Source organism: Ideonella paludis, from assembly GCF_018069865.1.
Lineage (GTDB): Bacteria > Pseudomonadota > Gammaproteobacteria > Burkholderiales > Burkholderiaceae_C > Ideonella > Ideonella paludis.
Genome location: NZ_JAGQDG010000012.1, coordinates 1 through 22,754, shown reverse-complemented (window position 1 = coordinate 22,754; position 22,754 = coordinate 1). Strand labels below are relative to the sequence as shown.

General features: G+C 58.7%; 16 protein-coding genes, 1 pseudogene and 1 CRISPR repeat array. Of the genes and pseudogenes, 5 read left to right on the top strand and 12 right to left on the bottom strand.

The features are described 5' to 3' along the window. Positions 1-147: 147 nt before the first annotated feature. Together KAK11_RS21410 and KAK11_RS21405 are read right to left on the bottom strand one after the other, a co-directional pair. Positions 148-504, bottom strand: coding sequence for a DUF3703 domain-containing protein (locus tag KAK11_RS21410; RefSeq protein ID WP_210811648.1), 357 nt, complete (start codon positions 502-504; stop codon positions 148-150). Then, complete coding sequence (locus KAK11_RS21405; protein WP_210811647.1) at positions 501-647, bottom strand: hypothetical protein; 147 nt, start codon at positions 645-647, stop codon at positions 501-503. Before KAK11_RS21405 ends, KAK11_RS21410 begins: the two co-directional genes overlap by 4 nt. Before the next feature lie 291 nt (positions 648-938). Here KAK11_RS21405 and cadR point away from each other — a divergent pair, with 291 nt between their 5' ends. Next, positions 939-1,382, top strand: a complete 444-nt coding sequence (gene cadR / locus KAK11_RS21400) for a Cd(II)/Pb(II)-responsive transcriptional regulator (RefSeq protein ID WP_210811646.1) — start codon at positions 939-941, stop codon at positions 1,380-1,382. A 293-nt stretch (positions 1,383-1,675) separates the two neighbouring features. Continuing rightward, a CRISPR array of direct repeats spans positions 1,676-3,683; the repeat unit is 28 nt; unit sequence TTTCTGAGCTGCCTGTGCGGCAGTGAAG. 129 nt (positions 3,684-3,812) lie between these two features. Here cadR and cas6f read toward each other — a convergent pair. The 9 genes from cas6f to KAK11_RS21355 all read right to left on the bottom strand — a co-directional run bounded on the left by cas6f (position 3,813) and on the right by KAK11_RS21355 (position 16,065). Continuing rightward, entirely contained in the window at positions 3,813-4,373 is a 561-nt protein-coding gene (cas6f, locus tag KAK11_RS21395) for a type I-F CRISPR-associated endoribonuclease Cas6/Csy4 (RefSeq protein WP_210811641.1), read from the bottom strand. Between the two features lie 4 nt (positions 4,374-4,377). Next, positions 4,378-5,412 (bottom strand): type I-F CRISPR-associated protein Csy3, encoded by a 1,035-nt coding sequence (gene csy3 / locus KAK11_RS21390; protein ID WP_210811640.1) that lies wholly within the window; start codon positions 5,410-5,412, stop codon positions 4,378-4,380. Positions 5,413-5,441: 29 nt separating this feature from the next. Next, on the bottom strand, positions 5,442-6,443 hold the full coding sequence (csy2, locus tag KAK11_RS21385; protein WP_210811638.1) for a type I-F CRISPR-associated protein Csy2: 1,002 nt from the start codon (positions 6,441-6,443) through the stop codon (positions 5,442-5,444). Continuing rightward, positions 6,440-7,759: a type I-F CRISPR-associated protein Csy1 gene (csy1, locus tag KAK11_RS21380; RefSeq protein WP_210811636.1), complete on the bottom strand. Its 1,320-nt coding sequence runs from the start codon at positions 7,757-7,759 to the stop codon at positions 6,440-6,442. The genes csy2 and csy1 overlap by 4 nt, the downstream gene beginning before the upstream one ends. 42 nt (positions 7,760-7,801) lie before the next feature. After that, positions 7,802-11,176: a type I-F CRISPR-associated helicase Cas3f gene (cas3f, locus tag KAK11_RS21375; protein WP_210811635.1), complete on the bottom strand. Its 3,375-nt coding sequence runs from the start codon at positions 11,174-11,176 to the stop codon at positions 7,802-7,804. Between the two features lie 3 nt (positions 11,177-11,179). Next, the gene (gene cas1f / locus KAK11_RS21370) at positions 11,180-12,169 is read right to left on the bottom strand and encodes a type I-F CRISPR-associated endonuclease Cas1f (protein WP_210811633.1); all 990 of its coding nucleotides are present in this window, start codon (positions 12,167-12,169) and stop codon (positions 11,180-11,182) included. A gap of 518 nt (positions 12,170-12,687) precedes the next feature. Beyond that, complete coding sequence (locus KAK11_RS21365) at positions 12,688-13,458, bottom strand: hypothetical protein (RefSeq protein WP_246499216.1); 771 nt, start codon at positions 13,456-13,458, stop codon at positions 12,688-12,690. A 5-nt stretch (positions 13,459-13,463) separates the two neighbouring features. Next, the gene (locus KAK11_RS21360) at positions 13,464-14,456 is read right to left on the bottom strand and encodes a hypothetical protein (protein ID WP_310737853.1); all 993 of its coding nucleotides are present in this window, start codon (positions 14,454-14,456) and stop codon (positions 13,464-13,466) included. A 175-nt stretch (positions 14,457-14,631) separates the two neighbouring features. Continuing rightward, the gene (locus tag KAK11_RS21355) at positions 14,632-16,065 is read right to left on the bottom strand and encodes a replication initiation protein (RefSeq protein ID WP_210811631.1); all 1,434 of its coding nucleotides are present in this window, start codon (positions 16,063-16,065) and stop codon (positions 14,632-14,634) included. Between the two features lie 646 nt (positions 16,066-16,711). Between KAK11_RS21355 and KAK11_RS21350 the strand changes: the two genes are divergently transcribed. Then, a complete protein-coding gene (locus KAK11_RS21350) occupies positions 16,712-17,884 on the top strand; it encodes an AAA family ATPase (RefSeq protein WP_210811664.1) in 1,173 nt (390 codons plus the stop codon). After that, the gene (locus KAK11_RS21345) at positions 17,881-18,885 is read left to right on the top strand and encodes a ParB/RepB/Spo0J family partition protein (protein WP_210811630.1); all 1,005 of its coding nucleotides are present in this window, start codon (positions 17,881-17,883) and stop codon (positions 18,883-18,885) included. Before KAK11_RS21350 ends, KAK11_RS21345 begins: the two co-directional genes overlap by 4 nt. Positions 18,886-19,957: 1,072 nt before the next feature. Here the strand turns inward: KAK11_RS21345 and KAK11_RS21340 are convergent. Next, positions 19,958-21,757, bottom strand: a complete 1,800-nt coding sequence (locus KAK11_RS21340) for a site-specific integrase (RefSeq protein WP_210811629.1) — start codon at positions 21,755-21,757, stop codon at positions 19,958-19,960. 271 nt (positions 21,758-22,028) lie between these two features. Between KAK11_RS21340 and KAK11_RS21335 the strand changes: the two genes are divergently transcribed. Further along, positions 22,029-22,361 carry a hypothetical protein gene (locus tag KAK11_RS21335; protein WP_210811628.1) on the top strand — a complete coding sequence of 111 codons (333 nt, stop codon included), beginning with the start codon at positions 22,029-22,031 and terminating at the stop codon, positions 22,359-22,361. Between the two features lie 143 nt (positions 22,362-22,504). Further along, positions 22,505-22,754 (top strand): annotated as a pseudogene (locus tag KAK11_RS21330) (Fic family protein); the annotation flags it as partial.

Sequence of the window (22,754 nt, the reverse complement as noted above, 5' to 3'; positions counted from 1 at the left end):
CATGCAGTTTGGCAGCGAACACCGACTTCTCAAGCAAGGGCGCTGCTCGCGGGCGGTATCAGACAGACGCACAATGTATGAACCAAGCAGGTAGTGACAGTCGACAGCATTGGTTGTACGGGATACTCGACGTATGCCAAAAGTCAATCAAGGCTTGCGGTCGTCCAGCAGGGTCGCTAGATCGTGCGACAAAGCCATCGGCTCGAAAGCACTCACGTCTGATGTTCCGATGTTCCCGATTGGCAGGCGGCCGCTCATGTGCCCGATAGGCGTGAGCACTAGGCGCAACAGTTGCCCACGCAGTTCGCGGCCGTCTCGCAATGCCCACGCGGCACGCAGCATCAGCAGGTGCACGCTCAGGTGAGAGCAGAAGTCCCGCTGTCCGAGCACATGGGCACGCTGCAGCAAAGACATAGCTGCCAGCGGTTTCCGGCTTGCAAGCTGATTCCTGGCTTCGCCGATTGCGGCGTCGAACGCGATTGCGCGTTGAGAGCTGGGCGTCATCGGTCTTGCACCCTCGCGTTCAGCAAACGCAGTCCGTTGATAAGCACCTGCAGGCTGGCACCCATATCGGCACAAACCGCCAGCACCAGGAACACCGCCTGGTTGTCTAGCGCCAGGGTGCGATGCCCGAGTTGAACGGTCATCGCACGGACCCTGGCAATGCCTTCCACTGCGCGGCGGATCTCGGAATCTGCAGATGCGCAATCCATCATCGGCACCCGAAAGCGCACCCAATCAGAGCTCTGCGCCGTTGAGGATGGTGCCTGAGGCGCAGGCGTGCCGCAGCCACAGCAAGGTGCTTGATTCTCAGATGCAGGTATTGACTTTGCAACAGCGTCTAGTCGATCCACGATCATGTCCCGTTGTTCGATATGGCCATTGAAAACCCTGAAGTCAGTGTAAGGTCAAGCCGTTCATTCGCAAACGGGGACCCCATGCGCATTGGAAACTTGGCTGAAGCGACCGGCACGCCCGTCGAGACCATCCGCTTCTACGAGCGAGAAGGCTTGATTCCTGCCGCCCAACGCAGTCAGAACAACTACCGGGTGTACACGGCCGCACATGCTGAGCGGCTGGCCTTCATCCGCCACTGCCGCAACCTCGACATGGCGCTCGACGAGATCCGTGCGCTGTTGCGTCTTCGGGACGCCCCGCCCGAAGACTGCGGCGAGGTCAACAACATCTTGGATGCGCACATTGAGCATGTGGCCAAGCGCATTCGCGAACTGCGATCGCTCGAATCGACCCTGAATGCCCTGCGTGCGCGCTGCCAGTCACCACATGCGATGGACGCGTGCGGCATCCTGAATCACCTGAACAATGCCGCCTCGCAAGGCACCAGGACGGCCGGTCACCTCCACATCCGCGGTGCCCACTAGGGCCGCAGAGCCGGTGACAACGCGGTCACCTGATGTCCGTACCAACCCAGCTGGGCGCACGATGTTGGTTTTCTGAGCTGATCCCAAGGAGGAATGATGCTTCCAAATTGGCAATGACAGTTATCCACAGATCACTCCACCCAACAAGTGTTCGTGGGTGAACTCTTCACTTCGAATTCGATGCTTCTGACAAAGGTATCGTCTAGCGAGCACATCGCTGGACTTGGTGTTCATGTCAAATGGAATACGCAGGCAGTGAAGCATCCACTCTGTCTGGTCTTTCTTCTTGAGCGTTTCTGAGCTGCCTGTGCGGCAGTGAAGGTCACGGCCAGACTTTTGGCCGCCTTCTTTTTTTTCTGAGCTGCCTGTGCGGCAGTGAAGACGCCAAGGACAACAAGCAGCGGCAAGAAGAATTTCTGAGCTGCCTGTGCGGCAGTGAAGGGCGACCCCGAGGACGACGAGCGCCCCTGCGTTTTCTGAGCTGCCTGTGCGGCAGTGAAGGATGGTTTGCGCCGAGTGCGCGAAGGAGATCATTTCTGAGCTGCCTGTGCGGCAGTGAAGATTCCGTAAAGCAGGTTCCGGGTGCCCAGAGTTTTCTGAGCTGCCTGTGCGGCAGTGAAGGGCTTGTTGCCCCCGTCGCGCAGCGCCCTTGATTTCTGAGCTGCCTGTGCGGCAGTGAAGGCGAAAACACGGTACCAGTGACGCATCCGCTATTTCTGAGCTGCCTGTGCGGCAGTGAAGCAGAAATCTTTTCTTGATCATCGCGCACCTTTTTTCTGAGCTGCCTGTGCGGCAGTGAAGGGTAATAGGTTTTACTTCCTGGTTAACTTCCTTTTCTGAGCTGCCTGTGCGGCAGTGAAGGGCCACATCCCAGCGCTTTTCCTTTTGGCTACTTTCTGAGCTGCCTGTGCGGCAGTGAAGTTGGAAGCACAGGTACTTGTAGGCGACGGACATTTCTGAGCTGCCTGTGCGGCAGTGAAGACGATCTTCTTCATGATGTTTCCTCTTCCCCATTTCTGAGCTGCCTGTGCGGCAGTGAAGTGAATTGCAGAGGCTTAGTGCCAAGCCGAGAATTTCTGAGCTGCCTGTGCGGCAGTGAAGCAAAAAGACCGGATCGCAAATGCTCGATCAATTTTCTGAGCTGCCTGTGCGGCAGTGAAGTCGCGTGACTGCGGCTCTGATGCAGCCGTGAATTTCTGAGCTGCCTGTGCGGCAGTGAAGCAACACCCGGGCGCCAAGATGCAAACCGCGCTTTTCTGAGCTGCCTGTGCGGCAGTGAAGCATAACGGCAACCCTGTGCTGACCTGGTGCGCTTTCTGAGCTGCCTGTGCGGCAGTGAAGTTGCCAGTTCAAGCTGCCAGGGTCCACCACCTTTTCTGAGCTGCCTGTGCGGCAGTGAAGGTGATCGAGAGCCGGCGCGCCACCCCCACGATTTTCTGAGCTGCCTGTGCGGCAGTGAAGACCCTGAAACCGGTGAGGTGTTTTCACCTGCATTTCTGAGCTGCCTGTGCGGCAGTGAAGGCACCTATCAGCTCAAGGTCACCACGCTCGATTTTCTGAGCTGCCTGTGCGGCAGTGAAGTGGCTGCCTGAAGACGGCCTGCAGCAGCGCGATTTCTGAGCTGCCTGTGCGGCAGTGAAGGCGTTGACGCTTCCAGGCCGCAGTGTTGTAGATTTCTGAGCTGCCTGTGCGGCAGTGAAGCAAGTCCGGCCTCAATCAATGGTGCACGTGCTTTTCTGAGCTGCCTGTGCGGCAGTGAAGTGGGGGTCGAGCATGGGTCGCACGTCCCAATATTTCTGAGCTGCCTGTGCGGCAGTGAAGCCTACGACTACGACTCCAAACACGAGGCGATGTTTCTGAGCTGCCTGTGCGGCAGTGAAGTCATTGCTGAAGCTCCTTGATTGTTGCCGCCATTTCTGAGCTGCCTGTGCGGCAGTGAAGTTCGGGGCTGTGCTGGGCGGGGTCGGTCATGATTTCTGAGCTGCCTGTGCGGCAGTGAAGGATGTGCGCGAGACTTTCTGGGTCGCATTCGATTTCTGAGCTGCCTGTGCGGCAGTGAAGATCGGCTTTCGTGGCGCTTGTCACAGTGTCGATTTCTGAGCTGCCTGTGCGGCAGTGAAGAGGAACCCCATTTGAGGCTGGTGCTGGCGTGTTTTCTGAGCTGCCTGTGCGGCAGTGAAGGTTCATGGCGTCAATAGCGCCGCCGTCCGTGATTTCTGAGCTGCCTGTGCGGCAGTGAAGACACCGGCACGGACTGGTCGGCGCTCGCGAATTTTCTGAGCTGCCTGTGCGGCAGTGAAGTAGCCTTGAACCCAGCTAACCCATTGTGCCTAATACTGAAATCAGTCTGAGCCCGCGTTGAACCCAATAAAAAGCAAAACGCGCAAGTCCTTGATTTACAAGGCCTTGCGCGCCACCCTCAAAAAAGGGTCAGAACCAGGGCACTGTGGCAGTGTTGCTCAGACCATAGGCGTTGAAGCTACCGCTCACAGGGCTAGGGCTAGGTGGGCCTAGTCTCAAGAACAGCATGAACCTCTGACCGGTGCTAGCACTCGTGACGGGCAGGAAAGGCAACTTCAAGATTTCTGCCGCACTGTCGGGAATGCGCTCTCGGGCCTGCTCCGCTGTCAAGCCATGTCGCTTCATTTGTCGTCGGCGCAGGCGCTCGGGGCTGCTCTTGGCTTGCACTCGGTTCAGCCGGCAGTGGCTCGCGTCAGCGGGCACCGCCACTGGGGCACTCACTTGAATGTGATCCCTCATTCCGTTTAGCCACGGCAAGGCCATCAGTTGCTGTAGGCGGTCTGCTGTGCCCAGGATGCGCAGCGTTTGCCCCAACCCTTTGCCTGAGTAGCCCGGAAAGCACACGGCCAAACCATCTGAGCGCAACTCAACCAAGGCGCGGTGTAGCTTGGAATAGAGTGCCGCCAGGAGTTGGCTGGCCGGGAACTCTGGGTCAGGCCGCAGGTGAATGTCGAGGAAATGCGTCAGCATGGCCTCATTCCTTGCCTGCATCGCCAAACACACCGCCGCGGATCAGCGTGGCCATCACAAAGTGCTGCTGCTCCAATGCGGGCACTTTGTCCTTCAGCAGCCAGTTGTCCAGCAGGTTGTAGAAGTCGATCTTGTCGCCCGGCTTGCGGCAGGCCTTGCCCAGCGTCGTGATAGAGCCGTAGGGCTCCACCGCGATGGGGCCGACTTCGGCCGCCTCAGGGTGCCAGGTGTCAATGGTGCGGATGGCGTTGCCCAGCTTCTGAGAGTGAATGCCTGCCACGCCGCTCACCACGTACAGCGTTTTGCTCTTGCCCGTGCTGGCCTTGTCCAAGATCAGCTCTTGGGAGGGGTACACCTCTTGCCCCGCACCCAGACGGGCAAAGGCGGTGACTTGAAGCAAGACGTGTGTCTTGCCGCTCAAGCCTGCGGCGATCACATCGCCCAACTCCTTGAGGGATGCAGCAGCCGTGCCTGCTTCGAAGCCGCGCAATGACAGCGACAAGCCGTCGAACGTCCAGGTCTTGGCAGCGGCACCGTTGACGATGTGCTGCACCTGTACTTCCACCTGCTCCGCACCGACCCGGTTGCGCCACAGGAAGCGGCCATTGGCCAAGTTGTAGGCATAGCGAGACGCGAGCTCGCCAAAGCCAACGCTCTCGACATAGCCACGTACGGTGGCGAGCAGCTTGGCTTGATAGTCGGCGTTATTGCAGGCATTCGGTGTGCCCGCACCGCTGAGCACACGCAAAGAGAAGCTCGCCTTCAGTGTGTCAGCCTCAGCAGGCAGCGTGGCGACATCAACTGTTTGAAGGTTGGGGTTCTCGATGGCGGCATCCAGCTTCGCTGGGTCTTGGTCCTTGGTCTTGAGGCGGTTAGAAATGGTGCCGCGCACAGACTTTTCGCGCACGGTGATGGGCGTCCAACCGGCATCGCTTTGACGCGCGTTCCACGAGCCCGAAAACAACAGGGCGTCGGACGGGTCCAGCTTGCGCTCAAAGGCGAGAACGGATGCGGTCTTGAGGGTATTGGCAGTAGCCATGTTTGAATCTCCTTGAATTTGAATGAATGTCAGGCGGTGGCCGTGTCGGCCGGGGTGCCAGGGGTGTAGTCGTTACAGCAACGGTAGGTGGCTTGCTTCTCGCCTTCGGTACGCGCATACCAAAGCAGGTCGTCCAAGCGCTTCAGTCGGTGGGGGCTGATCCACTGGCCCATGGACCAAATCGTCTCCACAAACCGAAATGGCGTCTTGGTGTCTCTCGCACCGTTCACAGTGCCGGGGGCGTACAGCTCAGACAGCGCCGTGTACCCCACCGGAATGGGCACGGTCCAGCCCTGGCGGGGATCTGTCTGCCAAGTGACCTCACCGTCATCAGACTGCACGGCGCGGTGATTCCAGCGAGAGAGGTCTAGCCACGCATCTAGCGCATTGGCCTCGGGCGCCGTGGTTCGCATCTGACTCAGGCGGCTTGCCAGCAGGTCGTCGCGAGACACGAGCGCAAAGCCAGGCAGACACATGCGTGCTAGTTTGCGCATCTGCAGCCGCTGTTCCTCTTGCCCTTCCGCCTCCAGCGCCAAGAATGGCTTAGGCCGACGCTTGCGATGGCCAGACAGCGCCGGCATCACACTGCCGCCTGCCAACCGCATGCCCGACACTTCATGTGCGACACGGTCAGCGAGCGCTTGCCGCTCTGCGTCGCCAAGCAGTGCAGTCGATAGACGCACGCTGAACACCAAGGTCAGCTCCAAATGCACCCGGCCTTCTTCCACAATGCCAGCTGTGCTGCCATCCGCGCCAACCGGGTTGCGAGTCAGATGAAACGCCCGCGTGAAGCCTTCGGTGGTGACTTGGGCTTCAAAGTCATGGCAGACCACGCCCACGGCCTTAAAGGCAATACCTGCGTCGGCCCCTAAGCGCCGCTCCAGGCTCGTCATCAGACCCAGAAAGGCCGTCATGGCCGGGAAGCCCCAGGTCATTGGGCTGGAGATGGCGTTCGCGTTCTGAACCCGAAGCCGTGGCAGCACCAGCACCGCCCAATGTTCGGGCTTGTCCGCAATCATGGGTGTGTTCATGCGGCCTCCCGGGCGAGGGCTTGGAGTTGTTCATGCGCGAGCTTTCGCCACTCCACAAACTCGTTGTCACCAACAGGTAGTGGGTTACGAAGTTGCGTGTTCACCCAGCGGGCAAAGTCGCCTGCAATGGCTTCCTCGGCTTCTTCAAGCGGGTTGCTAGAGGGTTGCCCTTCAGGGTCTAGCCAGATGCGCTGCGCCATGGGTAGGTCGCAGTCTTCAGACTGGCTCCATCCGGGCTCCAGCGTCAGCAGCTCGGCTTGAAACTGGATCAGCTCATCCACCAATGCTTCGACCCAAGCACGCACACGCTCTCGAGTCTCCAAATTGGCTGGCGGCTTGCCCTCCAGAAACCGGCGCAACGCACGTGCCTGCTGTGACACGCTGGGCCGACGGCCCCACACCTTGAACAAGCTGCTCACACCCAGCAGGGGGCGCACCGCTGCGGACTTCCACACCGGCGGTACAGAGGCCAACAAACAGTTGTCGCCTCGGCGCTCGCTGTTCAGTTGGCTGATGTTCTGGGGCTTGGTGCCTCCCAACTTCTGAATAGCCAAGTCGGAATACTCCCGCACAGGCCGTGCGTGGTGCGTACCTTCCTTTCGAGCAGCGCGTGCAGCTTTGGCTTCATCGCTGAAGCGGTCGTCTTGCAATTGCTGGTAGACACGATGAATCAGCGACGTGGGATAAAGCGGAGCCAGCAAGTGGTAAGCGCCGTCATCGTGGGCGGACACTTCGTCTTCATCCAACAGCCAGTAAATCTGCTTCGCGAGTTGGGAAGATGAGACGCCTGCGCACCTTGGCTCACCGAGTGAGATCAAAGCTTGCACCGTGCCTTTGTCAGCCAAACCAGCAGTAAACACATATACCGTGTCGGTATCTTCCTGCTTCAGCCAGGCATATATCCGCTGACCTTCGAACTCAAGGGTAAGAAGACGATTGAGCTCATAAGCCTTCTTGACATAGCTTCCATTCCCTGTTGCATCTCCAGGGGTGTCGGCGTCCAGCACGCGCGAACCCACATAGACGTGGGCGGCCATATTTGCCGGATTAACGAGAAGGTTGGTGGCCTTCTTTACCTTGATGTCCGGATGAATGCCCTTGGCGATATGAGATGCAATCTGAATCTGCCCTTCAAACTCTCTTGCAGATTGGACGAGCCCTTGAAAGTCGAGTCCGTCTCGGATTTGCTGTCGGCGTTCGACTGATGCGCGGTCGTCGCCAGGATATCTCTCGATGCCCCTAGCTATTCGGTCCGCGAGATGCGATTCGATGGCGGCCTTTAGCCGCATTGAGCGTTCGGTCTGTTTAGTTTCCATAGATGTTCCCCTGTTTGCTAGTTTGGATTCAGTTCGGGTAGTTCACCTCCTCTTCCAAAGTCCAAGCGAGGGGTGTGATATCCACCCAGCTTCGCTTGCCGGGACGTTCACCGTCCCGAACCGCTCCGCACACCAGTCCAAAGGGCGATCCATGGACTCAGCCAACGCGGTCAACTCGGCCATGTAGTCCTGTGCGCCCCAGACTGAAACACTAGGGTTGTCCAGTGCCGCATCAGGCAGGCGTCGATGCAGCCCTTCTGCGGAGGTGTAGAGCTTTTCGTCCGGCCTCCCGCCCTTGAGCTTCTCCACTTGGTGGAGCACATAGTCATCACGGTCTTCATTGGGCAACAACACCAGCGAGACTTCGCGTTGATTCGAATCATCTCGAAAGGGCTGCTGTTGCTGGAGCAAACCAGTGAGCAAAGCTTGTTGGGGCTGAATCCGCCACCACGTACTGGCATTGGCTTCGAGAGGCCCCGAGCCGCCCTTTCTGCCGGACTTGGGCGGCACCTTCGGCAGCATCTGGTCGCGCATGCGAGCGTGCTCCAAGTCGGCCAGCCGGCTTTGCGGGCTCAGCAGCTGATTGCCGTCACAAACAATGCGCGGCCGCGCGTCCAGCGTTGTCAGCGCTTCGATGTCGAGCAGGTCATGCAGGTCGTGGGTGGCCAGACGGAAGGCCCCATCGTCGGTTTCAAAGCCAGGTTTGCAAAAGGCTGCACGGGATGGGTCGGTGAAGCTGCGCAAATTGCGGCTGAACACCTGCACATTGGTGTGGGCGTGCTCTCCGGGGCGATGTCGCCGCACCCGGCCCAAGAGCTGAATCAGAGAGCGCAGGGACGATGGCTCCACCACGGCCCAGTCGTAGTCATGGTCTCGCCCAACCTCGGTCACCGGCGAACCCAGCACGATGAACAAATGGTCGTCCTCGACGCTGCCTTCAAGACGTTCACGGATGCCCGGTAAATCGAAAACGGCCTCCGGACTATGGCGCTTGAGGGTGGTATCCAACTGCCTCTCAATCGAGGACCGAATCAACAGCGGATGACGCGAGTGATACACGCACAAATGCACCCGTACTCCCTTGGGGGCTTCACTGGCAAACATCGCACGGGCCACTTGAATCAGCGGCTCCACATTGGCCATGCGAACGAGGCCAAAGCTGACGCGCTTGCCGGAGCGGGGATCTAGGCTGTGGTTGTGGCTATGCAGATCGAATGCAGACTGCAAGGCCGAAGCAGCAAAGGCTTTGCAGGCTTCGACTTTGTCTCTCGCCAAGCCCTCCAAGGGGCGCAACGCGACACGGCGCCGAGGCGCCTCTGCCTGCTTGTCCAGCGCTTGTGCGCGGGCATGCACGAAGTCTTGATGATGCTTGGCAAAGTCGTCTGGCGCAGCGGTGTGGGCGTGGTGCTGGGCGAACTCGTCCGTCCACATACAGCAAATTGGTGGCGTGGCTTCGCCACCTTGCCGACGCGCTCCACGGTTGGCTTGGTATTGCCTTCGTCCCGCAGCGTAAGCCTCATAAAGACCTTGAATCAAGGCCGGAGGCAAGGTGGCTGAGGACAGTAGCACCCGCGAACCCAGCAGCCCAGCCCAATGCACCAAGCGTGTCAGCGCGGGAAGATCGCTCAAGTCGAAGTCATCCGGCTCGTCGAGCACCAAGTCGCCGCTCATCAACCGCAGCATGGGGGCAATTTGGCGACCACCCCGCTGACTCTCCGTGGCCGGAGTGAGGTGGTCCACTGTGCACACCAAGATGGGGGCGAGCAGCAGTTTGCGTACTTCAGGGTCAGCCACGGCGCGCTTGAGCAGGGGGTGCTTGTCCTGCTGCCCTTCATAGAGCACATGGCTATCTTCTTCGATCAAGCCTTGGCGTGAAGCCGAGCCAGTCGCCTCAGCTTCCTGCTCATAGTGCTCAAACAGCATACGGTTGGGGGCACCACCTACGCGGATAGCCAGCTCGTCGTCGTCCAGGTTCAAGAGTTGCCGGAAGGCCTGGCCGGTTTGTAGGGTGAGCGTTCGTAAACCCATGGCGAAGGCGCAGCGCATGCCAAGAAGTGGGTCTGCCAAGCCATACATGATGCGGGCATTGGCCAGCGTTTTGCCGCAACCCGTAGAGGCCATGTTGACGATGAAGGCACCATGCTCTTGGCTTTGCGTGCGCAGGCTGCTGGCCAACTCAAAGGCTTTGTCTTGCCAACGAAAGCGTTCACTCTCTGAGCGCTGTTTGAGCTTGCGATGCTTGGCAAGCCGGGGGAGATGGCGCTCAAACAAGGGCAAGAATCTGGCGACCTCAGCGCTATGTTGAGCGACACCGACCAGATGTTCATCCAAGCTTTGGTTGGTGTGTGACTTGCCGTGCTTGTCTCGCCGTGTGTTGGCGGCCAATTTGCTGGGCTCGGCGATCGTCACACGGCCTCGAACGGCCTTGTTGTCGGCGTCGACCTCAAGACTGGAATAGTGGTGGTCAGCCAGCATTAGGGCCAGGCGCGCCAAGTGCAGCACATAAGGGTTGTTCATCAGGCCAAGCGCTGCTTCGGTGCCCGCATAGGCGCCCAAGCGCTTAGCGATGCGCGCCGCCCGGTGTTGCCACTCCGGGGTGCTGACCGGGAGCCCGTGTGGGAATGTCCAGTACGGCTTCAGGGTGTCCGCAGTAGCGTTTTTGAACTCTTCTTCGTTCCAGTCGGCGATGACTTGCCCGAGGCCCGCCTCAACCAAACTGGCTTGAAACGTGGATTGGAACGGAAGTACAGGCAAGCGGTGATGCGTCACAACCAGCCAGCCCAAAGCCGAGGCCAAAGGCGCGTGGGCAAGACGCTTAAATGGAGAAGGATTCGACTGGTTGGGTTTGTCGTGGTAGAGCGTGTTCAACCATTGGTCTGAGTTGCCCGCCAAAGGGCTGGCCAGTCGCGCTAGCCATTCAGCGTCGGTGTCCTGGCCCACAAAGGCCTCCAACAGCCGCAGGGACACCCATTCGTGACGGATGAGGTTGCGCCCCTTTAGCTTGTTGTTGAGCCGGTCTTGAAACGCTTGGATCGCCTTGCCCAGGTCATGCATCAGACCAGCCATGTCCGCCAGCAAGCGGATCAGGTCGCCGTGGTGCCAATCGTTTTGATGTTGCTCACGCAACACATTCCGCGTGGTTGTGTTGGTGGGCACCGCTCCTTGTTCATTGAACCGCGAGGCATCACCCACCGTCCACAGCAGCTCGCTGTGGTCCAGGCCGCGTATCCAATGGCATGCGACTGCAGTGTTCTTGCGGGCGGTTTTGCGCAGCAGTTTGCGCAGGGTGTCCAACCCGTCTTGGGTGATGGGGGTTTGCCAAGTGCGGTCGCCACGCCGCTCGGCAAACTGGTCGAGGATGCGGCGGGTTTCGGTCAGGGCTCGCTTGTCGCACTGGGAGATGAGCATGACATTCATGGCTCACTCCTTCTCGGCGGGCGCCATCTTGCTGACGGTGGCAGCCGTGAGCTTGATGGTGTCGATCATGAAGTCCAGCGCTTCGGTGCGCGTCAAGGTTTCGGTGCAGGCTTGCCGAAACTCTTGCTCGCTGTGCCCTTTGGCTGCCGAGAGAAACGCCTGGGGCAGGATGACGGCGTCTTTGATCAGGTCTGCGATATCAAACACCAAGCCGCCTCGACGGGTTTTGCCGTGCAGCACGGCCAGAGAGTGGGGCACTCCCAAGACCCAGGCTGCCGTGGCGCCCAGTCCATAGGCCAAGTAGTTGCCGTGGTCCAAGAACTGGTTGGCGGCGTCGTGGCTTTCGCCGCGCTTGGCGCGGGTGAAGTCGCCATACTTGGCGGCCTGGCTCGCTAAGCGGTAAAGCTGTTTGGTGAGTCGGCCTTCTTCGGTCAGCAGGGCCGTCACATCGCGGGCAGCGCCAATAGCGGCTTTGCTGGTCGCAATCAGGTTGCTCAACTCCTCAAGTGGAGCCTCAAAGCCTTGGTCTTTGAGCGACTTGCTGCGTGCCCAGTGGCTGCTGAGCCGGTCCAGTCGGGCCACCTGAAAGCTGCGGGCCGCCGCCAGCCTCAAATCGTCATGGAACCAAAATCGCACCCACTGCTGCAGATACTCGGTGGGGCGGTACTCGCTTTGCCCAGGCAGCCAAGCGACCTCTAGAGATTGCTCGGTGCCCGCGAATAGCGGAGTACCACCGCCACCGCAAAAACCCAGCATCACGCCTGCCTTGGCCAGCTCCCGGACGGCTGCTTGGGTGACGGAGGTGCCGGTTCCCAACAGTACGGTGGTGGTGTTGGCGATGGGAATGTTCCAGTACAGCGACTCTTTGCCGCGCTCGGTCACGTACTCCACACGCCCACCATTGACCAGGACGCGGCAATGCTCAAGGTAATAAATGTTGGCGCGCTTGGAATGAAGAATGGACTTCAAGTCGCCGGCTGAGATGTCTTGCACCACGGCTCTCCTCTGTGTTTATGGAGCCAGTCTGTTCGGTCAGTGGCTCATAGGATGTGCCACTGTAAAAACGATCAGCTCTTTTGGGATGGTACTTGTCCCCCAATCCGGACTTTCCACCCGTCTTTGAAATTAACCAGAGTATCTGCGGATGCTCCCCTCCATTGGAGGCGCCCGCCAAACGGTCGAAATTGGGTAATGTGAAGCACAGTTGCCCCATTCGTCGTTGTCTTGCCCCATTGCGAACTTCTCCGTGCCCGCACCATGCGCGCTTTACCCGGCCAGCACTGAGGCGGCGGCAACGGGGACTTCATTGCCTTTGTCACCTATCGAAGCGCCCTTGCTTTTTGGGGTACGCAAGTCTTCGACTGCCTCTTGGCCGCGCTCTGCAGGTAACGGTCGCAGTGAGTTCACCTTGTAGGCTCTATGGAAACCATTCGAACATCAAAGGAACGCCAACAGAACAGTTAACTGAATCCTTTGAGCCTCTGCCATCGATGTGCCTAAACGATCAGCCATCAAACCAACTGCGCGGGCAGTTGAATGTCATAGGCTTGAGCGATTCGGGCGACCAACTCAGCAACGGAGACGTTTCCAAGCTGCAGCGCTCTCGGATCAATGGAAGCGTCGGCTGAAACGGCGACAAGGAACCGCGCCATGTCATCGCCGATCTTTTTATCGACCCCAATGCGTGTAGTGGGCGCAAGCAGTTGCGAGAGGCGTAGAACATCGTTGAGGTGTTTGCGCACATCCTTCGCGTCCACCTTAGCGCCCTGCTCTTTGCGCGCCGTCAGGTCCAACCAGGCGATGGCTTTGAGAGGAATCAGGCGATCTTCGCCAACCCAGGGCAGACCATCGACTTCGCGGCGCCCAGCCATGATGAAGGCGTAATAGACCTCGTCTAGCAAGATGGCGGACAAGCTGGAGACGGCTTCGTCGAGAGGGATGGGTGTCAACTGACTCCCTGCAGCCAGCTGGAATCCGGTGGGGGCTCTCGCGAACAGCTCAATCATTGCCGGGTAGCGAGCGTCAGCGGGCTTCTGAAACCGATAGAAGGTGGGCTTTCCAGTGTCGCTGGCCTGGCGAATTTCGTAGCCTCCGTCCTCGACGAACCTCCAGAAGGCCTCGCCAAATGCAGTGGTCAGCGCCTCAACATGCAGGACGATGTCCAGGTCTTTGGTGGCGCGGAACGCCAGCCCGGCATCCTCCATCGTCAAGGCCGCAGCCGTGCCGCCAATCAGCACGTACTGGTCGACGTATGCCGCAAAGCGTTCCTGAAAGATTTCCAAGCCCCTCACCATGGAAGTCGCTCTTTCAGCTCATCCAGTGCGAGCTGGATTCGGTCGTCGGTGCTCTGCTGCAGGCTCAGCATCAGCGAGAGTGGATCCACGGTGTTGGTGTTGTGCACCAATGCCGGGCTATAGCTCCATAGCTGCCATTCTTGGGCACCCGCCTCAGGCTCTGGGAGCTCGCACACGCCAGCTTCCGTGGCAGCCTTCCAGTCTGCGGAGGTCAATGCAAACACTGGGTACTTCGGCTCGGTCAGCATAGATTGGATCGCGAGCGCGCTTTGGCCCGCGAGGCGGCTGGGCAGGTCTGCAAGATCACCATGGGCAGCGACCCAAACAGTCCGCTTAACGGGCGTCCGCAGTACGGGCTTTGCAAGCTCCCAGATCTGGTCAGGTGGCAGGCCCAGTCTCAACCAGCGCGTGCGACCGACCATATAGGCTTCGGCAAGCCCGGCCGATGTCAGCTCCTTGACGGCTCGCGACAGGGTCATGGGCGTGTATCCCAACTCGGCCGCGACCAATGAAGGCTGCCAATCAGCTTGCCAAGGCTGGCGCAGCAAGGCGGCGATCAGCATGGCCTGTGCGGATGGGCTCAGCGCTGCCTCTGCGGCAGGTGCGCGCTGCCGAAAGTACTCTCGTAGGTCCAGCCCCAGATCAGGCAGATAGAGTTGATTGCCCGGCACGATGAACGGAACCTTGTGTGCGATCAGGCGCCGACGCTCATAAGAGGCCAGAGCATCCGTGACGTAAACCACCGGTTGACCGGCCAATGCCCTGGCCTTGCCGAGCCAGGTGTCGACTTCGCTGAGAGACGGTTTGGCCTCATCGCGCCTGATGGCCATCACCACCGGCTGCCCCAGCAGTTCAAGCTCGCTGAACTCGAAAGCGTCACGCAGGAAGTACGGCAGTTCGCTGGCTCGCGCCCATGGTTTCGCCTCTGATGCTTTAATGCCCAGAACGTCGTGGATGTGGTGTAGAACGGTTGCGGCAAGCTTCACCAAGGGTTGCCCCACATAACATTGAATAGGCACGATAACATATCAATAGTTATCGTGTCAGATCAAGTTACATTGACAACAGTTTGAGCGGGTAAAGCTCAGACAGTTGATTCATGTGAAGGTCAGATCGTCAAGAGGAACCTTAAGGTACTGCTCCATGCGGATTGCAGACCATTTAGGTAAGGCCTGTCGCAGTCTCCGCTGCAATCTGCAGCAGATCCTCCGGTGTGGGGCTGCCAATCCCACCATGCGCCTGCTCGGCATAAAACATGATCATTTCAGGCTCGACTAGGGGGTGTTGCCATCCACTGGTGCCTAGCCGCTTACGGATCGAGGGGTGCGCATTCCGCTGCGCGAGCGCCTGATCGAGTTGATCGGTTAATTCCAGTTGCTCTTCTTCGCTCAGCGCACGGATTTCATCAGCAATCTGCCGACGACGGCGTCTCAGCCACTCATCTCGCCAAGCCGTCTGTTGACGCTCTTGGGCCGCCCTGCTTTCACGACTGGTCGGATCACGACGCTCAGCTTCCTGCACTGCTGCAACGGCCGCTCGCTCGGACACGGCCGGCATCAATGACAAGAGGTAGCGATAGGGGTCTCTGAGGGGTGCAGGGAATGCTGACTTCGCCCGTTCCTCAAGTTGAACCAACCCAGCTCGAACGGCGTCTTGTCCAAACTTAGAGACAAGTTCTTCAACTTTTTCATCGTCGATGCCCAAATCTGCGCCCTTCTGGCTGAGGGTCAGATCCACAGGCTGTGGCGCTTGCCTCAAGGGCAGCGGGACCTGCGGCTTCTGGCGAATCGAAAACTGAATGTCTCGAACAAAGCGCCCTTCCCTGTGCTCCACCAACTCGATTTCCAGATCGGTGATCGCGTTGATCTCGGCGACAGCAGGCTTCAAGGTGTCTCGCTTGAAGATTCGATACTCCAGCTTTGCTGTCTTTTCGGTTTCTGGCTGCCCGCTCAGCACGGGACGCCACCATCTCCAATCCTGGCGCGCAGTCTTGGGCAGCTGTCCGTCTCTGACGGGTATGTTCTTGTACCTGGTGCAGATTTCGTAGAGCGCAATGCCCGCATGAGTCCGAAGCTGGCTCACGACTTCAAGCTTGAGGCGGGCAAAGACCGTCGGATCAAGCAACTCTTGCTTCAGATTGACCGCGTATGAGTACTCAAGCCAGACTTGGTTTCGCTCTTTGTACAGCCTCGCGTGCGCCAGCAAGCCAGACACGTTCCAGGAGTTCCCTTCACCAGATGTGGGCGACTGCCACTCTACGGTCGTTGAGACCATGGCTCTGAGGTACTTCTTGATCAAGGCATGGTCGTTGGACCCAAAGTCCACGCCTTTCACCACCTGCTCCAAAGGGATCTTGAATACGTCTTGCTCCAAACCAGCTATCTGAGCGTTGTGCAGCAATACGTTGTACGCCTTTCGACCCAGGGTGGTGATACGGGCCGACTTAGGCACGATGGCCAAGGTGTTAACCGGCTTCTTAAACGTAGCCGCTCCAAGCGCATAGCCTGACGCCTCTGGCGACCCAACGTTCGCGGCGGATGGTTTCTCGTTGCTTGCCATTGGGCAACTGTACTTCATGTGAAACAGTGAACTCACATGAAGTTTCCTCGTGGAAGATCTCCCGAAAAGTCTCACGTAAAGAGATGCGCTGCCAACTGAGTGCGATGTTGACACTCCTGAAAAGCCTCACCTGTCGAAGTGCACGGTTCTCGCCGGAAGCCTTCAAACGATTTTTGCTATGGATTGCGGGCGGCACCCTTGTCATTCACCGCCTTCATCGTCTCAGCTGCGCCACTTCTGGCTGTGCTTGCCTGCTTTCAGGTCACAGTGCCAGGCGAGGCATGCGCTGGTGACCATACTGAAATCACTCCGCCCTACTCCCGTGAAGGCTCCACGTGATCCCATGCTCACTCCGCCAAGCTCCCGAAAGTTCTCCACATCATCCCGTTTTCACTCCGCGATAATCTGTAAGTGTTTGATTTTATTGAATAAATTCGGCACAAAGGTATTAAAGAGTTCTGAAGTCTTTTGACTTTATGAAACCCATCCAAGGAGCTTCAGGAGAGAAATCCACGGCAAATCAGCGTTTGGCGTTCACAAAGATCGACGCCTTTGACACAATCGAGCCAATTGGACGGATGAACGTCAAGGCAAAGGAAAAACAGTGAACTCAATCGCTCTTCAACAGCCAAAGTCAATATCGTTAGCAGACATCTCCGCGCAAGCAGAGCGGGCCGTGACCATGATGGAGCAAATACGCTCTGCTATGCTGGCGCCAACAGCACGAAAAGCATCGCCTAGATTTAACCTCAGCCAACTGGCCGGACTCTGTGGCATAGAGAAGGGATCTTTGTCTCATCGCCTTTCGAAGGGCGATCTCCCCGCCGGCAAATTGAATGACACAGGGACACGCCGTGAGTTTGATCTATCAGAGGCGCGTGCGTGGATTCGGGAGTACAGACATGCCAATTTGCGACCTGAGGGCGCCGAGGCCATCACTATCAGCGTTGGCAACTTTAAGGGTGGAGTGAGCAAAACCACGACTGCCGTGACGCTGGCGCAAGGCTTGTCTTTGTTAGGGCACCGGGTCTTGGTCATCGACACAGATCCTCAGGGTTCACTGACGACCCTATTCGGAATACTGCCCGACACGGAGGTATCTGAAGAGGACACCATCTTGCCCTTGGCCATGGGCAGCGAAACTTCTATTCGATACGCCATACGCCCAACCTACTGGGACGGTATCGACTTAGTTGCGGCCGCACCAGTCCTCTTTGGCGCAGAGTTTGCGCTGCCCGCGAGACAAACGCAGGAGCCTGGCTTTGAGTTCTGGCGTGTGCTCGACTTAGGCATTGATGACGTTCGAGGTGAGTACGACGCCATCATCATCGATACCCCCCCTTCCCTCTCGTACACGACCATCAATGCGTTCATGGCGTCTAACGGGATCATCATGCCGCTCCCGCCTAATGCCTTGGACTTCGCATCAGCAGCGCAATTCTGGAGCCTTTTTTCTGACCTGACGACGGAGCTTTTGAGCAAGCGCGGCCTAGACAAGGAGTTCGACTTCATTCATGTGTTGTTGGCACGCGTGGATTCTGCGGATGCCTCCAGCAACGTTGTGCGGCAGTGGATTGGTCAGACCTACGCGGAGAAGGTGTTGCCTGTCGAGATACCGAAGACAGCTGTGATTGGCGTGACGGCTGCCGAGTTTGGCACGGTGTATGACGTGGCTAAGTACGACGGGTCAGCAAAGACGTTCAAACGTGCGCGAGATGCCTACGATTCCTTCGTCAGCTATATCGAGGGTTCAATGCGAGGTGTCTGGGCCAAGCAAGGGAGCGCGACCGGAGGTGGGGTGTTGAACGGTTCAACACCCTCGGGCAAGCGGCCAGGGAAGGGGACTAAGCAATGAGCAAGAAACTCGCAGCCAAGGCTATGTTGGCGGGACTCAACTTACCGCCATCCTCTGCGCAAACCCGTCCTGATGGAGTTGTTGAACGTCCGAAGACGGCACCTGGATCGATGCTGCAGTTCATGTCGAATCAGTCTGCCGCCATGAAGGAAGCCGAGGAGCTGAAGGACAGGCTTCGAGAGTTCGACGGCGCCTCCGTGGTTCGCAGAATCGATCCCGCTGAGATCGCGCCTTCGCGGTGGGCAAATCGACACGCTGCTTCATTTGAAGCTGCTGAATTTGCAGCATTGAAGGAAGAGATTGCTGGCTCCGGTGGCAATGTCCAACCGATTCGGGTCAGGCCCTCGAGGGTCAAGGGTGATGGCGCCAAGTACGAAGTGGTCTTCGGTCATCGGAGACACAGAGCGTGCTTGGAGCTTGGATTGCCTGTCTTAGCCATGATCGAGGACGCGACCGACCAGCAGTTGTTCGAGGCAATGGAGCGTGAGAATCGGAGCCGAAAGAACCTGAGCGCCTGGGAGCAGGGGTGCATGTATCGACGTGCTTTGGACGAGGGGCTGTATCCCTCACTACGGCGCATTGCCGAGGCCGTTCAAGTCGATCTGTCACTGGTTTCCAAGAGCGTTGCGCTGGCTCGGTTGCCCGAGCTGGTTGTCTCTGCCTTCCCCAGTCCTCTTGATATCCAGTTTCGCTGGGCACAGCCATTGGGCGATGCCGTTCAAAAGGATCCAGATGGGATCATCGAGCGGGCCAAGCAGTTGAAGTCATCCAGCGTCCGGTTGTCGCCCGCGCAGGTGCTTGAAGCGCTGGTTGCGACTACCCCAAGCGCGGCAAAGCTGGAAAAGCCAGCCGTTCGAAAGGTTGGTAAAGGATCGCGAGCGGCCACGATCAAGTCCTTCCCCTCGGGTGCTATTGAGATTTCGCTGGCATCAGGAGCGCTAGATCCAGAGCAGGAGAAGGCGTTCATCAGCCTCTTAGATGAGTTTCTGTCTCGCGGCTAGATTGCCTGCAATTCGGCTACCTGGTCTCCGGGGGGTGTTGAACGGTTCAACACCCCCTTTGTCATTGTGGTCGCGCATGAATTACTCTGGACGCTAGCTTGCATCCGCTACGTCTTTTGGATTTCGTAGAGACGGGGTGTTGAACCGTTCAACACCAACATGAATCAGAGGATTGCAGGCTTGTCCGGCGCGGGTCAAATCTGCTTGACATAGATTTCTAGTGCGCGCCGCTCATCGGCTAGTCCCTGACGAGCCTTTTCACTTCTGGCTTGCACGCAGTAGACGCTTGGGGTGTTGAACCGTTCAACACCACTTGTTCGATCTGAAGACTTTCGTCCACCAGCTTGCCTAATGTGCCTTTAGTGTTTCACTTTGCAGGCCGCCGAGCCCAATGGTGGCGCGTAACTCACGGGCTTGGGGCGAGTGAGTGGCCAGAGTGTTGAACGGTTCAACACCCGCATGCATTTGAGAATCGCCTGCTAGCCTCCGGCGGCTAAAAGCTGGACAGTTCGGTTTGGAGCAACACACGGCGCGCAACGCTCAGCTCGTAATCGGCCTCTTCTTTCGAGCTTGAGTGCGCCAAACGGGAAGGGTGTTGAACCGTTCAACACCCTTGGTTGATCAATCTGGCGCCGTCGCCGGTTATCCCTGCTGGCCATACGTTGGCCACTTCGCGGGCTGCTCAGCCTTAAGGCGGCGTCAACCGATCGCGTGGGTACGATAGGTCTGGCAAGGTGTTGAACGGTTCAACACCCCCGTCTGTCGGTGCTCAACGAGTGTCAGGAATCCGAGGGAGACGATCGTTGAGATGTCTGCCATCCGGCTCAGCAAGCTCTTCGACCCAGGTGCCGATTCATTGCTACCCGGCAAAGGGTAGAAGAATCAGGCGAGGTGTTGAACCGTTCAACACATGCTTTCACTAAAGGTTCGCTTGCTTGTCCCATGTGGGGAAGAGCAGGCCAGTCAGGTTTTCAGCAACACGCAGCGCTTATCGTCCAGTCTATTGCGGGCATGTGCGCAGCGAGTGGGGAGGGTGTTGAACGGTTCAACACCTCTTCATTTCGCTGTCGATCTATGCCTTGCCGTTGGATGATTCGCCCCCAAACGCCTTTTCCATCTCACTCTGCAGGCGGTCAATCTGCGTACGGGCATACCGCATCGTCGTGCGCGGGTCGGCGTGCCCGAGTTGGCGCTGAACCGCCTCGATGGGTGCTTGCCTCTCCACCGCCCGCGTACCAAACGTGTGCCGCAGCCAATGAGGAGAAGCCCGCAAGGCCGTGGTTTGCTCATGTGGGGGCAGGGCGCTTTGCCGGATGGCTTTGGCCAGCCAGCGCTTCACCGTTTGGTAGAGGGCAGGGTAGGTGATGGGGGCCATCGGGTCCAGGGCGCTGGCCAATAGGGGCGTTTCAGCGGGTGTGGCGGCGGGCCAATCTAGGTGGCGGCTGGCAAGGTAGTCTTGAAGCGCATTCATGCACTGGCTGGGCACGGCAATCACACGGTTGCGTGAGCCTTTGCCATAAACCTGCATGACCCAGCCCGCCCGGTGCGGCTTGAGTTGCGACAGCTTGGCGCCCAAGAGTTCGGCCGCACGCAAGCCTGTGCCTTCCACAAACTGCAGCACAAACAGCATGCGGTGCCGGGCAGGGGAGGGCGGCTCAGCGGCCACACAGCGCAAGATCTCAGCCCATGCTTCAGGCGTGAAGGCGCGGGTGTCCAGGGCATCGGCCGCTTGGTCGTCGCCCAAGCGTCGGTTGACCATCTGCCACGGGTTGCGGCTGAGGTAGCCCACGGTCACCAGCCAATCAAAAAGGGCCGTGCAGATCACCACCGCATGCTGCTGGCTACTGACCGACAGCGGCCCCCTAAACGGTGCCCAACCCGGGCTGAGAGCTGCCACATTGGCCTTGGACGACCACTGCGGCGGCACATGCGCCAAGAAGGTCATGTAGCTGCGGCAATCTTCCGCGCGCATCTGCCGCAAACCCCGGCGCTGTTCCGTCTGCAGCCAAATCAGCAAACGACGGCCTTCACGCAGATAGGCTTTAGCGGTGGCTGGTGCGCCAGCGCGGGCCAGTACCCAGGCTTCAATGGCGCCGGCGTCCGTCTCGGCGACAGGCTCCAGCACGTCGGCAACTGGGCTAGAAGAGGAGGGCAGGGCAGGGGAGGAGAGGGGAGTAAGTGATGAACTGACACCCGCCCTGCTCTCCGCCGTGGTGCTGGCGACGGCAGCAGCGAAGTGGCGTTTTCGCTCTGCCAGGTGAGGCAGTAGCGCATAGAGATGATCCCGCAGCCGCTGGGCCTTGGTTTGGCCTATGGCCGGGATGCCTGACCACCAACGGCCGCCCTGCTGAATCTGATCATGAAGATCACCCAGAAGCAGCAAGCCTGTGCGCTCCAGGCGCTGTGCCATCTCGGGTGCCAGCCAGCCATCGAGCCGGTCAGTCAACTGCGGGGTTTCTGAGGAGGCCTGCTCCAGTTGCTTGAGTAGTTCCAGCTGCCGCAGCCGCAGTCGGGTGCGCCGCTGGGCGCGCTGGTCCTCCGGGTGGGCCTCGGCATACATCTCCAAGACCTCGGCCTCTGACCATCCATCCAGCTCACGCGCTGCGACGAAGTCCTCAAGGGTGGGTTTTGCGCCAGCTTCAGGCGCGCGGATGAGTAGGCCAATTAAGCGCCAGTCTCTATCGCCGCGGCGGCGAGCAATCGCACGCAGACCCTCAACCACCACCCGGTGGGCTGTCACCGCCTGGTGACCATGCTCAATGCCCAGGTAGCGCTCCGCCGCAGCTCCCACGTCCAGACCCTCTGCCACCGCGCGCAGGTGCGCGAAGTGGTGGGGCCCGAGACGCAGCAGGGTGTAAGTGCTTGATTTCACGGGTAGAAATTGGCGGGGAGGGGGAGGATGCATGGTTGAGGTGAATTATGACGCCAATTTATAAGCTATAGATAATTGCACTTATCGTTATTTAATGTTCACGATCTAACCATGATCGGCGTCACCGCTGAGCAGCGGCAGGCGATGGCAGCGTAGTTCGACCCCTCAGATTCGTAGGTTCTGGGGTGCACGCCGCACGGATGCTGAAGGCTCAGCACAAGGCCACCTATGATTCCTGATGTCCTAAGCGATGCAATCACGCACCTTTCATATGAACGACGACGATATATGTGCGCCGGGCCATGACCCTGCCACCAAGGGCCAAAAGTTGGCTTTCTGCATCTTGGGATTCTTCGCCTCCTTCTCGATGGCTGCTGCTCTGGCCACAGTCTGGGTTGAGCTGACCGTCACGAACGGGGGTTTCGAAGGTAAGGCGGGCTTCGCCTGGCTCTTTGCAATGCCTGTCGCATACTTTGCCGCTGTGGTGTTGCTGTGCTTGATCTACAGATGGGCCGTGAAGCAAGCACAGCGAACGTTGACTCTCAATGCCTTGCTGACCATATTTGCGATGGCGTCGATCTTCATGCCATTGAGCCTGCTGTAGGCGACAGGCGCCAGGGCGTGCGACTGCACCACAGTTGGTCGAGTGTGAACCCATAAAGCATCCATTCACACCCATTCTTTCGTCGGGGCCTTGAAGGGTCCACTTTCCGAGAAATGGGTGTTATTGGGCGTATTATTGGTTCTATGCTCCGCTCTGACACCCTTCAGATCACCCCTGAGATCTTGAGCCTGATCGCTCGGATTGATGAGTTCAAAGGCGCTTGGCGTGCCTTGGGCACCCTAGCGCCTGATCGACTGTCTGCCCTGCGCAGGGTGGCCACCATAGAGAGCATCGGGTCGTCAACCCGCATCGAGGGCAGCAAGCTGTCCGACAGGGATGTGGAGAGGCTGCTTTCCAACCTGGCCATCCAGTCTTTTGAGACCCGTGATGAAC

Excerpts from the sequence above, each read along its gene's own strand:
- KAK11_RS21345 (WP_210811630.1), top strand. The coding sequence starts at position 17,881 with ATGAGCAAGAAACTCGCAGCCAAGGCTATGTTGGCGGGACTCAACTTA.
- KAK11_RS21410 (WP_210811648.1), bottom strand. The coding sequence starts at position 504 with ATGACGCCCAGCTCTCAACGCGCAATCGCGTTCGACGCCGCAATCGGC.
- KAK11_RS21405 (WP_210811647.1), bottom strand. The coding sequence starts at position 647 with ATGACCGTTCAACTCGGGCATCGCACCCTGGCGCTAGACAACCAGGCG.
- csy2 (WP_210811638.1), bottom strand. The coding sequence starts at position 6,443 with ATGAACACACCCATGATTGCGGACAAGCCCGAACATTGGGCGGTGCTG.
- cadR (WP_210811646.1), top strand. The coding sequence starts at position 939 with ATGCGCATTGGAAACTTGGCTGAAGCGACCGGCACGCCCGTCGAGACC.
- cas3f (WP_210811635.1), bottom strand. The coding sequence starts at position 11,176 with ATGAATGTCATGCTCATCTCCCAGTGCGACAAGCGAGCCCTGACCGAA.
- csy1 (WP_210811636.1), bottom strand. The coding sequence starts at position 7,759 with ATGGAAACTAAACAGACCGAACGCTCAATGCGGCTAAAGGCCGCCATC.
- csy3 (WP_210811640.1), bottom strand. The coding sequence starts at position 5,412 with ATGGCTACTGCCAATACCCTCAAGACCGCATCCGTTCTCGCCTTTGAG.
- cas6f (WP_210811641.1), bottom strand. The coding sequence starts at position 4,373 with ATGCTGACGCATTTCCTCGACATTCACCTGCGGCCTGACCCAGAGTTC.
- KAK11_RS21350 (WP_210811664.1), top strand. The coding sequence starts at position 16,712 with ATGATGGAGCAAATACGCTCTGCTATGCTGGCGCCAACAGCACGAAAA.
- KAK11_RS21335 (WP_210811628.1), top strand. The coding sequence starts at position 22,029 with ATGAACGACGACGATATATGTGCGCCGGGCCATGACCCTGCCACCAAG.